We start from the raw sequence: 16,110 nt of genomic DNA, 5'->3' as shown, positions 1-16,110 counted from the left end.
AGTGTTAGGCCTTTGGCTTCGCTTTCATCAGCCGCCGCCAGGCTGCGTGATCCGTCTGCAGCTCGACGGAGGCGTGAGCCTCGGGCAGCAGCGGTTTGCGTCTGCGCCGGCCGAAGCGCCGTTTGAAGCCGAGGATATTTTCGACAACGCTCCTCGTGTAGAGCCCGGGGCCGCTGGAATAGATGCGCCAGCCGCCATCGACAGCGACCTTTCCGGCCTTGACGCCCTCCCATTCGGCCTCCGCCTGATAGCGGTCATGGAAAGCCGCATCGCTGCTGCTGAAATAAGTATTGCGCTGGCGCAGCGAAGCCTGCGGCAGCGCCGCGGTAACGGCGATCGGATTCGCAACGGCAATTGCCTTCCAGAGTTCGTCCGCTGCAGCGCCCAGAGCGAGGGTTTCGCAATAGCGCAGATGCGCATGCACATACATCAGCCCGATCTCGCGGCCGAAAAAGGAGGAGGATTCGGCGCGGCGAAACAGCGTCTCGGGTCCGCCGGCATAGGTCGCGGGCCTTTCCATCAGCCGCACGCCGTCGGGGAAGAGCAGATGCTCCTCGATCAGCGTCATATGATCCTGCCTCTGCGCCGGCGTGAACAGCCCGCCGAGCATCGCCTGCGTCATCGAGATCAGCGAGTAGGAGAGGCCGGTGCGCTTATCGCTCGGGTGCAGCAGCAATTCGACGCCGTCATGGGCGGGATCGAAGATACCGTAGCCGGCCACGATACCGTCCCGCACGAGATGGCGGTTGAAATCCCGGCGCATCGCGGTTGCGGTCTTCCTCAACGCTTTAGCGTCATCGCCACGGCCGAGGCGGCGCAGGATCGCCGAATAACGGACGATCTGCTCGTAGAGTAGGGCGACGGTCCAGCTGCTGACCATCCAATCGCGCAGATGCGGATCGGCCGGCTGCAGGGAATCGTTCCAGTCTCCCTCGCCATAGCGGATCAGATGCGTTCCCGGAATGAACTGGCCGCGGACGGTATCGAGCAGTTTCTCGACATGGATCGCGATGGTGTCGGTCTCCGCCGCCTTCTGCATGGTCTTTTCGTCACGCCAGGAGACTTTCTCGTCGAGAACGGCGAGATCGCCCGTCGCTTCGATATAGTCGCAGAGCGCTTTCAGCGGCCAGACGACGATATCGCCATGACTGTCGCCTGCCCTGATGTTGGCATAAGGCTCCAGCATGAACCATTGCGGCCAGTCGCCTTTCTCAAGATATTGCTCGCTGAAGACGGTTTTCACCACTTCTTTGGCTTCACGGTCATGCTCGTAGGCAAGCAGGAACTCGATCGGGCCCTGGCAGGCGTCGCGCGTGCCCCAGGCCGCACCGGTATATTGCTCGAGGCCGTGCGGCACGCTCAGATGCACGATGGCGTCGTGCGCGAGCCAGGGCAGCAGCGTCGCCTGCGCGGCAAGATCCGATGAAGGGCTGTCGATCGTCAGGCCGCGCACGGTGTTGCGCCAGAATTTGGAAGCCGGCGCCAGCATCGCTTCATCGGTGACGCCGGCCTGATACCGCTCTGCCAGCCGGTCGGCGTCTTCAGCATCGGTCATCGAGCCGACGACGGCGAATGAGAGCGCCTGTGTCGGCTGCGAGCGCAGCGCGACGAAGGCGCCGTTGCGTGGCATCCCATCGATATAAAGCAGTTCGTCGCCGCCGATCTCCTCGATGGCATCGGGCGTCGAACTTACCAGCCAATAACCGGCAGCGGGATAACGCTCCCCCCAGAGCCAGGTCTGATCCGGCCGGAAATGGATACGCTTGCGCGCCGTATCGAATTCGATCCGGCCGCCCGCGTCATATTCACGTTCGCCGAGCACCACATGGCCGAAGACCAGGAAGCGGCACGGCTTGCCCTCGACCGAGACCGCCCACTGCATTGCCGCATCCTCGCCGGAGGCGACCGCCGTTACAATGATCGTGCGGCCGGCGCACTGATAGATCCAGCGGCAGTCGCTGAGCCCCATTTCGAAAGCCGACGGCACCGCCAGCAGCTGCCAGCCAGCGCCGACATCCGCCATGATGCGCAGCCCGCTGGTGCGCGTCAGATTGTAGGGATCGCGGGAGACGGAGAAGAGCTTGTGAAAGGAGGTATTGCCGATCGTCAGCTGCGCGCCGAAGATGCCCTGCATCCAGCAGGTCGTGGCAAGGGTGGAATCGTCGAGCAGCATATTCTCACCACTTCTGACGATCGCACCGTGGCGGCGCGCCACCAACAGCTCCTTGTCGCGCAGCACGACGTGACGGTTCAGCGCGCCATCCGGTACGAAGAACGACAGCAGCTTTCCGCCGGCGCGCTCTTCCAGGCTCCGCTCGGGATAAAGGCGGCCGATCGCCTTTTTGTCGAGCGGCTCGACCTCCAGCAGAGACGCGTCCTGCAGCAGGCTGCGGACCGGCACCGTCTCCTCGAGATCGCCGATCACCCTCTCTGCCGCCGCAAGCCCGTCGAGCCGAAGAAGATCGGCATCGCTCGACGCCTCGGGATGATCGGCGGCAAAGAGCGCGAAGAAGGTCGCAGTCGCGCCGCTTGCCGAAATGGAGAGCGATTTCGACTGGATGGCCGGACATGCCGTCTCCTGCTGCCGCCGCTTGCTCGGCAGGCTGGTGCCGAAGGGGCCGACCAAGAGGTCGCCGAGGCGGTATTTCGCCTGCACCAGCTGGATCGCATCCGTGGCATAGGCAGCCGCGCCGTCGAGGCAGCCCTGCATGAGCCAGGGATTGCGGCCACCACCCTGTTTGAGATTTTGCCGGTTCATCACCACGGGACCAAACGTCTGATGATCGGCGATATGGTGATCGACATATTGGGAGGCATAGGCTTCGCTGTTCATCAGGAAGCCGCGATCGCCGAGGCCGACATCCTGGATCAGCACCAGATCCGCCGGCAGCGTTTTCTCCTTCAGGTGCCGGAGGGCGACACGCCAGACCCATGCCGTTTCGGTGGGATGCAGCTCGAGCCGGACGTTATAGCCGATATCGCCGGTTTTTCCGCTCCACGAAAAGCGCGTCGCATCATGTCCGAAGCTGCCATTGGCGCGCGGCCCGACGATTTCGACGACCTCCGGCCGAGCGCCGCCGATGCGCAGATAAAGCCGCCCGATGCCGCCGATGAGCGGCGAGCCCTGGATCTGGTTGATCTGCACCGCTCCCTTGTCGTCGGCATATTCGATGGCAAACAGCGTCCCGTTCGGCAGCGCCGATATCGACAGGCCGGAACCGTTGCTGATCGCAAGGAGGCCAAACTCGTCGCGGCGGGGCATTTGAAAACTGCGGGCAGTGTCCGGGGCCATTGAAATCTCGTCGATTGGCGTCAGAGGAGAATCGAAGGATGACGCAAAATGCTTGAGAGAAATCTTACCCGCGGGCGGCAAGACCGGCAACGGGTCACTTCACCTCGGCGCCAGCCGCCGGGCGAAAGGCACGCAGACGAGCGAGCAGCCGGTCAGGACGGCGACGACCATCCAGGCTTCGTTGATCGCCTGAACGCTGGCCGCGGTCGTGCCTTCCTGTGCCTCTTGCGGCGAGAAAGGCATTAGACAATTCCGCTAGCCCAGTGGCGCGTCGCTCTCACCAACTGCCGACAAGCGGATTGCCGATAAGAGGAACGCTTCTGGTCTTGCCTGACTGATTGCCCACGGAGATAGCGGCAGCCATATTTTTGGGAGTCTTTCGAAACCACGTTGCTGCAACAGTTGCCAGATCACCGATCATCGCAAGTTTGTGCCAATCCTGAAAGCGGGCGGCGGTCGCGGCAGGTTCGGACAAATAGAAGAAGTCTCCGGAGTGGTTCAAATCATTGATGCTGGGCGCCATGGATGACAAGGGCCGCTGAAACATCTTTGACGGGACCTGGAGACCTGCCGCCGTCTCTGAGAACGCAGGGGCCATGAAATCAATGGCCCAACCGTCTGCTTCGACCCAGCAATGGAAATTCTCACCGGCTCCTGTGACGTAACCATCCTCACGGTGGTCGGCAAACAGGATCATTGTCCCATCCAGATTATATGCCGCAAGGCCGCCTTTGGGCGTCGCTTTCACCTTATAGTGCTGTTCGAGAATGAACGAGCCGAATGTAGCGAAGTACATACAGGCGTGCGCGGGATTTCCGTTCTCATTCAAGATCAAGCTATTGATAACTCGATAAATCCGGTGATAGTCGGTTTGCTTGATCAGCATTTCTGTTTACCTGTTTTCATTCAACTGGTTGCTTGTCGACGACATAGCCCCACATTTCCACAGCTAGTAGCACAACGCGTGAGTATGCGAAGCCGAGAATGTCGCCCTCATGAAACGCATAAAGGGGCTGCGCCCCTTGTGCCGGCGAAATTGGATTGCAGTCTTACATCCCCTTGAGCGGTGCAATCTCGGCCGAATCCACGGGCGTTCCCAATGAGACGTTTTTTGCTTGGCGAATTGGCTCAACTCCAGATAAGAGCCCTCATTTTGAGAGGGCAACATGCGGAAATTATTATTGATTCTATTCAGCTCGGTCATCGTCGCGGGACCGGCACACGCTCAAGCGAGGGTTCAGGCCACCCACAGCAATCGCCTGATTGAGAGCTACCGCGCGTATATCGGCAAGGCTGATCTTTACAACTCGAATGGGGCTAGACTTACCCAGCCGTGGCAGATCATCCGACAAGACAGGGCGAATTTCCATCAGTACCGTGTGCGCGATCCTGACGATCAATCAGACTCGTTCTTTACCGATCCGGCAAATCGCCAAGCTATGGAGCAGATGCTTCGGAACGGAACGATGACGCGAGAGGCCGCCGATATGATCGTGCGTGGCAGCGTATGGATTGACGTCGATATCTACGGTGGCCAAGGAACCGGTCGATGGATCGACGTTACTGTATCTGATTGATATTTCCCGCAACGGGCAGCCGCGTCGACGTATGACTGGCGAGCAACCTGCGACCGCAGCCGATCCGATTACCGCTGGACGATCACTCGGGTCCCCGGCTGGACCATATCGTAAAGTTCCTCGACGTCCTCGCGGTACATCCGAAAGCAACCGCTCGAAGCATTGGTTCCGATGGAGGCGGGGTCGTTGGTGCCGTGGATGCGGAGCAGCCCGTCGGCCAGGTAAATTGCGCGGGTTCCAAGCGGATTGGCAGGGCCAGCCTTCACGACCGCGGGAAGCCTTGGGTTCTTCTGCCGCATGCTCGCCGTCGGCCGCCATTCGGGATGCATTCGCTTGGATACGACCCGGGTTGATCCGTACCATTGCTTGCCTTCGCGGCCGACGGCGATTGGGTAGGCGAACTGTTCACCCGATGACGTCATGTAAATAAGGGTGTGCTCACGCGTGGCGATCACGATGGTTCCCCTTGCACTTCGTGTCGAGGGTTCTCTGCGATCATACAGAGGTTCCTGATCGCGAGGGGCGGGGTCGTAATACGGCGGAGGTGGATACGGGCTATACGGGTCATCATAGTCGTAGCCGCCGTATTCGTCGTATCCATCATACGGTTCATAAACTTGGGCATGGGCTTGAACCACCGTCAGCAAAACGGCCACAGCAAGAAGAGCCAGCAATCTCATTTTTCGCCATCCGCTTGTATCTCAAGCATGAATGGATCGAATTCTGTGGCGGCACTATGACCATTGCCCATTTGGGGTGACCTGCCACTGTCAGCGACGGTCTTCACCCCGGCGCCGGCCGTCTGGCGAAGGGCACGCAGACGAGGGCGCAGCCGGTGAGGACGGCGACGACCATCCAGGCTTCGTTGATCGCCTGAACGCTGGCTGCGGTCTGGACCAGCGGATCGAGCAGCGCCGTGGTCTCCGCATCGAAGCTGCCGCTATGGCCCGATATGGCCGGAAGGGGTGCGCCGACGAATGCCGCGGCGTCGACGTCACCGGCCTGAAGGCGCGCCCACAGGCTTTGGCCCAGCGGCTCCGAGCGGGTGTAGATGATCGTGTCGATCAGGGCGATGCCGATCGCCCCGCCGAGATTGCGCATCAGATTGAAGAGCCCGCTGGCATCGGGAATGCGATCGGCCGGGAGCGTGCCGAGCGCCAGCCGCGTCGGCGGCAGCAGGCAGAACATGATGGCGACGCCGCGCACGATCTGCGGCCAGAACATCGCATCGTAATCCGAACGGGGATCCTGAAAGGCGCTCATGCCGACGCCGATCGCAAACAGCGCGAAACCGGCGGTCGACAGCAGCCGCGCATCCATGCGCTTCTCCAGCGCGACCGCAACCGGCGCCGTGACCAGCTGGGCGATGCCGGTGACCAGCATCGTCACGCCGATTTCGAGCGCATCGTGGCCCCTGACGAAAGCGAGAAACACGGGCATCAGGTAGACCGAGCCGAACAGGCCGATGCCCAGCACGAAGCTTAAGGTCGAGCCGACGAGAAAGTTTCGATCGGCGAAATTGCCGAGATCGACGATCGGCCGGCGCCGGCGTAGCGTCCGCGCCGTGAACGCGCCGCCCGATACGAGGCAGACGACCAGCAGGCTCAGCACATAGGCCGAAGTCCAGCCGCTGGTCGGCGCCTCTTTCAGGCTGAGTTCCAGGCTCGTCAAGGCGGCGGCCATCAGCAGCAGCGACAGGCCGTCGAGATGCCGGAGTTCGGACGGATCGGCCGCCTGCCGTGGCAGGAAGCGGGCGGCCAGGATGGCCGAGGCAATGCCCGGAAGGATGTTGATCAGGAACAGCCAGTGCCAGGAATAGGTTTCGGTCAGCCATCCGCCGACGATCGGTCCGACGGTGGGCGCCAGCACCGCCAGCACGCCGGCGATCGTCGTCGCCAGCGCCTGCCGCTCGTTCGGGAACAGGATGAACACGGCCGAAAACACCGAAGGGATCAAGGTTCCGCCGGAAAAGCCCTGCAGCACCCGCCAGGCCACCAGTTCGCCGAAGCTGCCGCTCAGCGCGCAGCCGGCCGAGGCTGCGACGAACAGGCTGATGGCGGTCACGAACAGCCATCGCATCGAAAGCAGCCGCGTCAGCAGGCCGGTCAGCGGGATCGCCACCACTTCGGCGATCAGATAGGCCGTCTGTATCCAGCTCATCTGGTCGGGATCGATACCCAGCGCCGACTGGATGGTCGGCAGCGATGTCGCCACTACCTGAACGTCGAGGATCGCCATGAACATGCCGACGCACATGGCGAGGAAACCGAGCCAGACGATGGCGGGCGGTCGGTCGGGACGAGCAGGTTCAGGTCGTTTCAGCATACGATGATCCCGCGCACGGGCATTTTCCGGCCCGGTAACAATACCGACCATGTTAGCGATCGACATGTCAACCGGCATATCAGGGCAAAAGGGTCACCAAATAGAATCGAGCCCGACCGGGAAGGCCAGGCTCGATGTTCGATCTGTGAATGGGGTCCGGGCGCTTTATACGCCCGGGACGCTTTGCATCGGCGTTTGCGATTAGCCGCGGAAGAGCGACAGGATGTTCTGCGACGAGGAGTTGGCGATCGACAGCGACTGGATCGCGAGCTGCTGTTGCGTCTGCAGGGCGGAGAGCTTGCTCGATTCCTCCTCCATGTCGGCATCGACCAGCCGACCGACGCCCGAGTCGATCGAATCCGACAGCGCTCCGACGAAGTCTTCCTGCAGATCGATGCGTGTCGAGATCGAACCCAGTTGCGCACCTGCCGAGGTCATCGCCGACAGCGCGGATTCGATGGTCGAGAGCGCCGACTGGATCTGACCGGTGGTAAAATCGGTAATGTCGAGCGAGTAGACGGAATCGCCGTTTGCATCGGCCGTTCCGAGGATGCCCGTGGAGGTTTCGATCGACCCGCCGCTCATGCCGAACAGCACGTTGCCGGCGGAGCTGGTATCCAGAACGTAGTCCGTCATCTTGACGGAAACGGCGCCGGAGCCGTCGCGAACGAAGGAGGATACGACATTTTTCGTGCCGTCGGCGCCGGCGACCCAGTTTTCGCCCGAGAACGATGCCGACTGGGCAATGCTCATCAGCTGCTCCTGCAGCTGGCTGATTTCTTCCTGGACCTTCGACTTGTCGACACCGTCTTCGGTCGCGGCCACCAGCTTGGCTTTGATCTCGTCGACGACGTCGATCGCGCTGTCCATCGCCGTATAGGCGGTATCGACCTTTGCGGCGCCGAGGCCGAGTGCATCGGAGACGGCCGACAGCGCCTTGTTGTCGGAGCGCATCGTCGTGGCGATCGACCAGTAAGCGGCATTGTCGGATGCGCTGTCGACCCGATAGCCGGTGGAGACGCTGTTCTGTGTCGTTTCGAGACTGGAATTGATGCTGCGCAGCGTCTGAAGGGCAGACATCGCTGAGTTGTTGGTATTGATGCTCGTCATCGGAGTTCGCCTGCTTCGGAGGTTGAATATGTTGAAACCCGGGGAAACATCCCGGCCGTGGCGAGCAGCCTCATGCTTATCGACCAGTGTTTCCGATCAATTTCGCCATCGTTGGGTTAATTATCGTACTTAAAAGTACCTTAATGGTTAACGCAGCGAGCCCAGCCCTTGTTTTTTTGTTCACCATGAAATCGCGCCCGTCGATGCCCGCCGAAATCGGCTCCGGATGCTCCCCGCAAAAATTTGAGATCGGCAATTGACGGGGCGGCGGGAAACTGACTATCAATATTAAATCAATTTGATTGACTCTAAAAATAAACAACAAGGGAACGTTGGAATGAGATCAAGCAAAAGCCTATTCCGCCATATGTCCATGCGTACCGGCTCAGCGGCAGCAACCGCCCTGACGGCGCTCACCGCCTTCGGGACTGGCAGCGCGGCCGCTGAATCGGTGCTGACGATGCACATTGAGGAGCAGACCAGCTGGGTTCAGAACTTCAATCCGTTCGATCTTGCCGGCCGTCGGCAGAGCACGATGGATTTCATCTACGAGCCGCTGGTCATCTTCAATGCCGAGGACGGCGGCAAGCCGGTCTTCCGGCTGGCGACCGCCTACACATTCTCCAAGGACATGAAATCGGTCACCTACACGCTACGACCCGATCTGAAATGGTCCGACGGCCAGCCGCTGACCTCGGCCGACGTGAAATATACGATCGATCTGATGCTGAAGAATGCCGCGCTCGATACCGTCGGCGTCGGCGAGACCGTTGCCTCCGTCGAGACGCCGTCGGCGACCGAGGTGAAGATCGATCTCAAGGCGGTCAATTCCGATTTCCCGGAAACGCTTGCCGATCTCGCCGTCGTTCCCGAGCATATCTGGAAGGACGTTTCCGATCCTGTCGCCTTCAAGAACGAGAAGCCGGTCGGTTCCGGCCCGATGACGGAGCTGCGCCGCTTCACGCCGCAGGTCTACGAGCAGTGCCGCAACCCGAACTATTGGGATGCCGCCTCGCTGCATGTCGATTGCCTCAGGCTGCCGCAGATCTCCGGCAACGACCAGATGCTCGCCATTCTGCCTGAGGGCAACATGGACTGGATCGGATCTTTCATTCCCCAGATCGACAAGACCTTCGTGGCGCTGGACGCCGATCACAACGGCTATTGGCAGCCGCCGGCCGAAACCGTCGCCTTCCAGATGAACTTCAAGAGCGGCAATGACGGCAACCTCGAGGCCTATAAGGACCTGAACTTCCGCCATGCCTTCAGCCTCGCCATGGATCGCAAGTCCATGGTCGACATTGCCGGCTTCGGCTATCCCGTCGTCAACGAACATGCGACCGGCCTGCCGCCGCGCTTCGAAAGCTGGCGCAACAAACAGGCGGAAGGCGACAAGGACGCCTTCATGGGCTTCGATACCGAGAAGGCCAACAAAATCCTCGACGATGCGGGTTACAAGAAGGGCGCCGACGGCTTCCGCACAACCCCGAGCGGCAAGCCGATCGCCTTCCCGATCATCGTTCCGAACGGCTGGACGGACTGGATCGATGCGGTCCAGATCGCGGTCGAAGGCCTGCGCGCCGCCGGCATCAACGCGTCGGTCGCCACCCCGGAATACGAACAATGGCGCAAAGAGATCATCGACGGCAGCTTCGAGGTCGTCATGAATTCCCGCGCCGACGGCGCAACCCCGTTTCGCGGCTATTACCAGAGCCTTTCCACAGCCTATGGCGGGCGCATCACCGGCGCCCCCTCGCGTTATTCGAACCCGAAGCTGGACGCGCTTTTCGATCAGTATCTGCAGGCGACCTCGGATGAGGATCACAAGAAGATCTTCAACGACATTCAGCTGCTGATCGCCGACGACTTCCCCGTCGTGCCCGTCTTCAACGGCCCGACCTGGTATCAGTTCTCCAGCAAGCGCTTCACCGGCTGGGTGACCGACAAGGATCCGGTGATGAACCCGGAGGATCATGACAACAACCGCATGCGCCTGATGCATCTGCTGCGTCTCAAGCCGGTCAGCTAAACCCAGCGGGGGAGCGGAAATGCGCATTTCGAGCCGGCGCCTCGGCGTCTATGCGGTCGCGCTGGCCTTCGCCATCGTCGTGAACTTCATTCTTCCCCGGCTGATGCCGGGGAGCCCGGTCGATGCCATGGTCGCCCAGCTCGGTCCGCGGGCAACGCCTGCCGCCGTCGAGGCGATCAAGGCGCGTTTCGGCGCGGTCGACCAGCCGATGCTCTGGCAATTCGCCGATTATCTGAAGGGGCTTGCCACCTTCGATCTCGGCGTCTCGGTCAAATATTATCCCCAGACCGTCGTCCAGGTTCTCGGCCGCTCGGCGCTCTGGACCGTCTTCCTGGTGACGACGGCGATCATCTTCTCGCTCTGCGTCGGTGTCGTGCTGGGCGCAATTTCGGCCTGGCGCCGCGGCGGGCGTTTCGACACGATCGTCTCGCCGCTGTCGGTGATCATGATTTCGGTGCCGCCCGTCATCGTGGCACTGACGACGCTTTTCGTCTTCGCGGTTTCGCTGCGCTGGTTTCCGGTGGGCTATGCCTATGATCCCAATCTCGATCCCGCCTTCAATTTCACCTTTGCCGGCAGCGTCTTCGCCCATGCGATTCTGCCGGTGCTGACGCTTTCGCCGTTTCTGATCGGCGAATTCCAGACCACGATGCGCTCGTCGATGATCTCGGTGCTCGGCGAGGACTATGTGACCATGGGCCGCGCCAAGGGGCTGAGCCACCTCACGGTCATGTTCGGCTACGGCGCCCGCAATGCCATGCTTCCCGTTCTCACCAACCTGGCGCTGATGCTTGGCGCCGTCTTCGGCGGTTCGATCGTCACCGAGATCGTCTTCAACTATCCCGGCCTCGGACTGACGCTTTATACTGCGAGCATCGCCCGCGATTACCCGGTCATCCAGGGCCAGCTGCTGCTGATGACGCTCGCGACCCTCGGCGCCAACTTCCTGGTCGACATGATTTACGGGCTCGTCGATCCGAGATTGCGGGAGGCTGCGTGATGAACTTTACGCTATGGCCTATCCTCAAGCAGAAGAAGGCACTGGCCGGCCTGATCATCATCGCCGTCCTGTGGCTGATGGCACTGTTTGCGCCGCTCGTTGCACCCGGCGAGCCCGGAGCGCGTGTGGGACGCTCGCATCAGCCGCCGTCGATCGAACATGTTCTCGGCACCACCAAAATGGGGCGGGACGTCTATCGCCAGTTCGTCTGGGGCGCCCGCAGCTCTCTCTCGGTCGGTTTTGCCACGGGCATTGCCATCACCGTTCTCGGCACCGCCATCGGGCTTATCGCCGGTTATGCCGGCGGCAGGACGGATGCGTGGCTCGACCTTACGACGAATGCCGTGCTCGTCATCCCGAACATGCCGCTCTTGATCCTGCTCGCCTCCTTCGCCGGCACGGTGGGACCGCTGACGATCATGACGATCATCGCGCTGACCTCCTGGCCGTGGGGCGCCCGCATGACGCGGTCGCAGACGATGGCGCTGCGCAACCGCGATTTCGTCACCGCGTCGAAAATGATCGGCGAGCCGGCCTGGCGCATCATCTTCGTGGAAATCCTGCCGAACCTGACGACGCTGATCGGCATCAACCTCGTCGGCAGCATCATCTACGCCATCGTTGCCCAGACGACGCTCGAATATCTCGGCTTCGGCGATCCGCTGAAAGTCTCCTGGGGCACGATGCTCTACAACGCCCAGAATTCCTCGGCGATCATGGTCGGCGCCTGGTGGGATATCGGAGTGCCGGCGCTCGGCATTGCGCTGACCGGCCTTGGGCTTGCCCTGTTGAATTTCACCTTCGACGAGATCGCCAATCCGCAGCTGCGCTCCGGCCCGGCGCTGACCCGCTGGTTCCGCCTCAACCGCGCCCGCAACCGGGAACTGGAGCTTGGCCGATGAGCGACAATCTGCTGGAAATCGAAAAGCTCAATGTCGACTACCTCGTCGACAAGGGAGAGTTCCGCGCCGTCAAGGACGTGTCCTTCACGATCGGCCGCGGCGAAATCTTCGGGCTTGCCGGTGAATCCGGCTGCGGCAAGAGCACGATCGCCTATGCCATCACCCGTCTTTCCAAGGCGCCCGCCTGGATCAGCGGCGGCAGCATCCGGCTCACCGGCCAGGATCTGCTCAGACTGCCGGAACGCGAGCTGCAGACGATCCGCTGGAAGCGCATCGGCATGGTCTTCCAGAGCGCGATGAATTCGCTCAATCCGCTGATGCGGGTCGAGGCGCAGTTCCACGACGTCCTGCGCCGGCACACCGGCTGCTCGCAGGCGGAATCCCGGGCGCGGGCCGAAGAGATGTTCCGTCTCGTCGGCATTCCCACCCATCGCATCGGCGACTACCCGCACCAGTTCTCCGGCGGCATGCGCCAGCGCATCGTCATCGCGATCTGCCTGGCGCTCAGACCCGAACTCATCATCATGGACGAGCCGACGACGGCGCTCGACGTGGTCGTGCAGCGGGAGATCCTCGAACAGGTTGTCGACCTGCAACGAACCTACGGCTTCTCCGTGCTCTTCATCACCCATGACCTGCACCTTATGGCGCAGCTCTGCCGGCGCATCGGCGTCATGCTGAAGGGCGAACTGGTCGAAGTGGGCGACGTCGGCCAGGTCGCCCATGCGCCGCGGCACGACTATACGCGCAAGCTCTGGAACGCCATTCCACAGCTTCCCGGCAATCCGCATCTATCGGAGCTCATGGCATGAAAGCGGAGCCAAATCCCGTTACCGCCGAAGCCGTGATCCGGCTCGAGGACATCAAGCGCGATTTCGGTGCGGTCCGGGCGCTGAAAGGCGTGTCCTTCTCGCTCTTTCCCGGCCGGGCATTGGCGCTCGTCGGCGAATCCGGCTGCGGCAAGACGACCTGCGCCCGCATCATCGCGCGCCTGGACAAACCGACCGGCGGCAGGCTGTTTTTCCGCGGGCAGGAGCTGACCGCCCGCGGCGAGACCGGGGATGGGCATCGCTACCGCAGGGAGGTGCAGATGGTCTTTCAGGATCCGTTCTCCTCGCTCAATCCGGCCTTCACCGTCAGCCATCATCTGGCGCGACCGCTGCAACTGCATCGGCCCGCCGGCGCCAGAACGGAGCTTGCCGAGGAGATTGCCCGGCTGCTGGCAAGCGTCGGGCTGGACCCCGATGTGACCCGGCGGAAATTCCCGCATGAACTCTCCGGCGGTCAGCGCCAGCGCGTCAATATCGCCCGGGCGCTGGCCGTGGCGCCGAGCGTGCTGGTCGCCGACGAGCCGACCTCGATGCTCGACGTTTCCATCCGCAAGGATATTCTCGATCTGCTCGCCAGGGTGAAACGTGAAAACGACCTCGCCATGCTCTATATCACCCACGATATCGCAACGGCGGCGCATGTGGCCGAGGAGATCGTCGTGATGTTTGCCGGCCAGATGGTCGAATGGGGCGACACCGAAAGGGTTCTCTCCCATCCCAGCCATCCCTATACGCGGCTGCTGCTTTCCGCCGTTCCCGACGGCAGCAGGCCGTTCGTGACCGGCGGAAGCGCGCGTTTCCTCGAACAGGCGGAAAAGGTGCGCGCGCTGAGCCGCCCGGAATCGACCGTGATCGAACAGGTCGGGCCTAACCATTTCATCCGCGCGCCCGGCGTTTCCAATGCCGGAATGCACAAGAGCTGATTTCAAAAGCCTGCTTCTCAAGAGGCCAATGTTCAAAAGGAAAGAGTGATCATGTCCACACCGCGACCGAAGGCCCTGCGGCTCGAAACTCTCTGGAACCCGCCTGCCGACGGCAAGGAATTCTCCTATGTGCTGCGCCTCAAGAATCTCGGCAGCGAGCCGCTCTCGCATTTCTCCCTCTGCGTCAGCGGCCCTGGCCGCGTCGATCCGGCCGGGCGGGTCGAAGGTGCGACGGTCTCGAAGCGGCTCTCCAATTTCACCGAATTCCAGCCGCCGGCCGATTTTGTTCTCGCCGCCGGCGAGACCTGGACGATCTCGGTTTTCGCGCTGAGCTGGCAGTTCCGCCATTGGACGGACGGCGCAACGAGCGCCTATCTCGCGCTTTCCGACGGCGGCACCATCGTGCTCGGCATCGAGCCGACGCGCTCTTCGGTCAGCAATGCGGCCCTGAAGCGAGGCGCCGAGATCTATCCGGTTCCCGCCAACGCGCCCGTTCAGGTGTCGATCATTCCCTGGCCAAACCATGTGGCGGTCGCCTCCCGTCGTCCCTTGCCGGCCGGTTTTGCGCCGCGGGCGCAGAGCGGCGAAGGGGAGGCGGCGGCGCAGAGCTTCGCGGCGCTGGTGGAACATCTCTTCGCCGTCGAAGGCATCGTGCGCACCGAGGCGGAAGGTGCCGTGGCCGTCACCCTGAAGGATGCCGCCGGCTTCGGCCCCGAAGCCTATCGGCTGAGCTTCGACGAGGAAACCTTGACCGTCGAGGCAAGCAGCCGGACCGGCTTTCTCTACGGCCTGGTGACGCTCGGCCAGATCTGGCGCGGCGCCAGGCTGCATCCCGGGGTCTTCCAGTTTCCTGCAGCCGGCGAGATCGTCGACGAGCCGGCGATGGGCTGGCGCGGCCTGCATCTCGATGTCGCCCGCCAGTTTTACGGCGCGGCCGAGGTCAAGAAGCTGATCGCGGTGCTTGCCTGGAACAAGCTCAACCGCTTCCACTGGCACCTTTCCGACGACGAGGCCTGGCGCGTCGAGATCGACGCTTATCCCGCGCTGACCGAAATCGGCGCCTGGCGCGGCCACGGCCTTGCCGTTCCGCCGCTGCTGGGCTCCAGCCCGGCCCGCACAGGCGGTTATTATCCCAAATCAGTCATCCGCGAGATCGTCGCTGAGGCAAAGAGCTTCGGCGTCGAGATCGTGCCGGAGATCGACATGCCCGGCCATTGCTACGCCATGCAGCAGGCGATACCCGAACTGCGCGATCCGGCCGAAGTCGGCAGCTATTATTCGGTTCAGGGCTTTCCCGACAATTGCATCAATCCCGCCCTTGAGAAGACCTACGAGATCGTCGAGACCATCCTTTCGGAACTCATCGAGCTCTTTCCGTTCAAGGTGATCCATCTCGGCGCCGACGAGGTGCCGCTCGGGGCGTGGTCCGGCTCGCCCGCAGCGCTCGCCCGCCTTCGCAGTGTGGCCGGCGACGCGGTTGCCGATGCGCATGCCAAGCGGCTGAACGTCGTCACCAATACGCATGGCGCCGATGATATCCATGGCTCAGGCGCGGCCATCCTGCAGGCGGAGTTCCTGGAACGGGTGCAGCGTTTCCTGGCGGGCAAGGGCTGCATCACCGGCGGCTGGGAAGAGGCGGCCCACGGCGATGTCATCGACAAAGCGAAGAGCTATCTCTGCAGCTGGCGCAATGTCGAGGTCTCGGCCGAACTTGCCGAACGCGGGTACGACATGGTCGTCTGCCCCGGGCAGGTCTATTACCTCGACATGGCGCTGCGGCCGGACTGGGACGAGCCCGGCGCCAGCTGGGCGGGAACGTCGGACGCCGAAAAACTCTATAATTTCGATCCGCTCAAAGGCTGGACGGCAGCGCAGAAACAGAAACTGCTCGGCATCCAGGCCTGCATCTGGTCGGAACCGATGACGGACCGCGCCGTTTTCGACCGCCTCGTTTTCCCGCGTATCTCCGGACTTGCCGAAACCGGCTGGACGAAACCCTCCTCCAAGTCATGGGAACGCTTCAAGGCGCTCGCAGGGCTGATGCCGCTGCTTTACGGGCTGCAACAGTCGTAGCGCTCGGGCCGAGCTTTGATTTGCGGACTATCCTTGCCATCGCGGGAGG

Annotated in this window: 13 protein-coding genes; 7 read left to right on the top strand and 6 right to left on the bottom strand. The window is 62.1% G+C overall.

The annotated features are described in order from the left end of the window. Positions 1 to 4: 4 nt before the first annotated feature. The 3 genes from QMO80_RS25530 to QMO80_RS25520 all read right to left on the bottom strand — a co-directional run bounded on the left by QMO80_RS25530 (position 5) and on the right by QMO80_RS25520 (position 4,178). The gene (locus QMO80_RS25530) at positions 5 to 3,292 is read right to left on the bottom strand and encodes a cellobiose phosphorylase (protein ID WP_283201123.1); all 3,288 of its coding nucleotides are present in this window, start codon (positions 3,290 to 3,292) and stop codon (positions 5 to 7) included. Positions 3,293 to 3,391: 99 nt separating this feature from the next. Continuing rightward, positions 3,392 to 3,535, bottom strand: coding sequence for a hypothetical protein (locus QMO80_RS25525; protein WP_283201122.1), 144 nt, complete (start codon positions 3,533 to 3,535; stop codon positions 3,392 to 3,394). Positions 3,536 to 3,569: 34 nt separating this feature from the next. Continuing rightward, entirely contained in the window at positions 3,570 to 4,178 is a 609-nt protein-coding gene (locus QMO80_RS25520) for a DUF2026 family protein (RefSeq protein ID WP_283201121.1), read from the bottom strand. Between the two features lie 280 nt (positions 4,179 to 4,458). Here QMO80_RS25520 and QMO80_RS25515 point away from each other — a divergent pair, with 280 nt between their 5' ends. Beyond that, a complete protein-coding gene (locus QMO80_RS25515) occupies positions 4,459 to 4,869 on the top strand; it encodes a hypothetical protein (protein ID WP_283201120.1) in 411 nt (136 codons plus the stop codon). Between the two features lie 68 nt (positions 4,870 to 4,937). On the opposite strand, the gene QMO80_RS25510 is transcribed toward QMO80_RS25515, so the two are convergent. The 3 genes from QMO80_RS25510 to QMO80_RS25500 all read right to left on the bottom strand — a co-directional run bounded on the left by QMO80_RS25510 (position 4,938) and on the right by QMO80_RS25500 (position 8,304). Beyond that, positions 4,938 to 5,549, bottom strand: a complete 612-nt coding sequence (locus QMO80_RS25510; RefSeq protein WP_283201119.1) for a L,D-transpeptidase — start codon at positions 5,547 to 5,549, stop codon at positions 4,938 to 4,940. Between the two features lie 103 nt (positions 5,550 to 5,652). Continuing rightward, entirely contained in the window at positions 5,653 to 7,194 is a 1,542-nt protein-coding gene (locus tag QMO80_RS25505) for a DHA2 family efflux MFS transporter permease subunit (protein ID WP_283201118.1), read from the bottom strand. A gap of 201 nt (positions 7,195 to 7,395) precedes the next feature. Beyond that, positions 7,396 to 8,304: a flagellin gene (locus QMO80_RS25500; RefSeq protein ID WP_283201117.1), complete on the bottom strand. Its 909-nt coding sequence runs from the start codon at positions 8,302 to 8,304 to the stop codon at positions 7,396 to 7,398. A 337-nt stretch (positions 8,305 to 8,641) separates the two neighbouring features. On the opposite strand from QMO80_RS25500, the gene QMO80_RS25495 reads away from it, so the two are divergent. Genes QMO80_RS25495 through QMO80_RS25470 form a run of 6 tightly spaced genes read left to right on the top strand, consistent with a single transcriptional unit; the run spans position 8,642 to position 16,061 of the window. Continuing rightward, positions 8,642 to 10,333, top strand: a complete 1,692-nt coding sequence (locus tag QMO80_RS25495; RefSeq protein ID WP_283201116.1) for an ABC transporter substrate-binding protein — start codon at positions 8,642 to 8,644, stop codon at positions 10,331 to 10,333. A 19-nt stretch (positions 10,334 to 10,352) separates the two neighbouring features. Beyond that, a complete protein-coding gene (locus QMO80_RS25490; RefSeq protein WP_283201115.1) occupies positions 10,353 to 11,333 on the top strand; it encodes an ABC transporter permease in 981 nt (326 codons plus the stop codon). Further along, complete coding sequence (locus QMO80_RS25485; protein ID WP_283201114.1) at positions 11,333 to 12,235, top strand: ABC transporter permease; 903 nt, start codon at positions 11,333 to 11,335, stop codon at positions 12,233 to 12,235. The genes QMO80_RS25490 and QMO80_RS25485 overlap by 1 nt, the downstream gene beginning before the upstream one ends. After that, a complete protein-coding gene (locus QMO80_RS25480; RefSeq protein ID WP_283201113.1) occupies positions 12,232 to 13,047 on the top strand; it encodes an ABC transporter ATP-binding protein in 816 nt (271 codons plus the stop codon). The genes QMO80_RS25485 and QMO80_RS25480 overlap by 4 nt, the downstream gene beginning before the upstream one ends. Then, positions 13,044 to 13,988, top strand: a complete 945-nt coding sequence (locus tag QMO80_RS25475) for an ABC transporter ATP-binding protein (protein WP_283201112.1) — start codon at positions 13,044 to 13,046, stop codon at positions 13,986 to 13,988. The genes QMO80_RS25480 and QMO80_RS25475 overlap by 4 nt, the downstream gene beginning before the upstream one ends. 51 nt (positions 13,989 to 14,039) lie before the next feature. Beyond that, entirely contained in the window at positions 14,040 to 16,061 is a 2,022-nt protein-coding gene (locus tag QMO80_RS25470) for a beta-N-acetylhexosaminidase (RefSeq protein ID WP_283201111.1), read from the top strand. Positions 16,062 to 16,110 lie beyond the last annotated feature (49 nt).

The organism is Rhizobium sp. BT03 (assembly GCF_030053155.1).
In the GTDB taxonomy this organism is placed as follows: domain Bacteria; phylum Pseudomonadota; class Alphaproteobacteria; order Rhizobiales; family Rhizobiaceae; genus Rhizobium.
The sequence above is the reverse complement of the archived record's forward strand: the minus strand, read 5'-3'. Positions and strand labels throughout refer to the sequence as shown.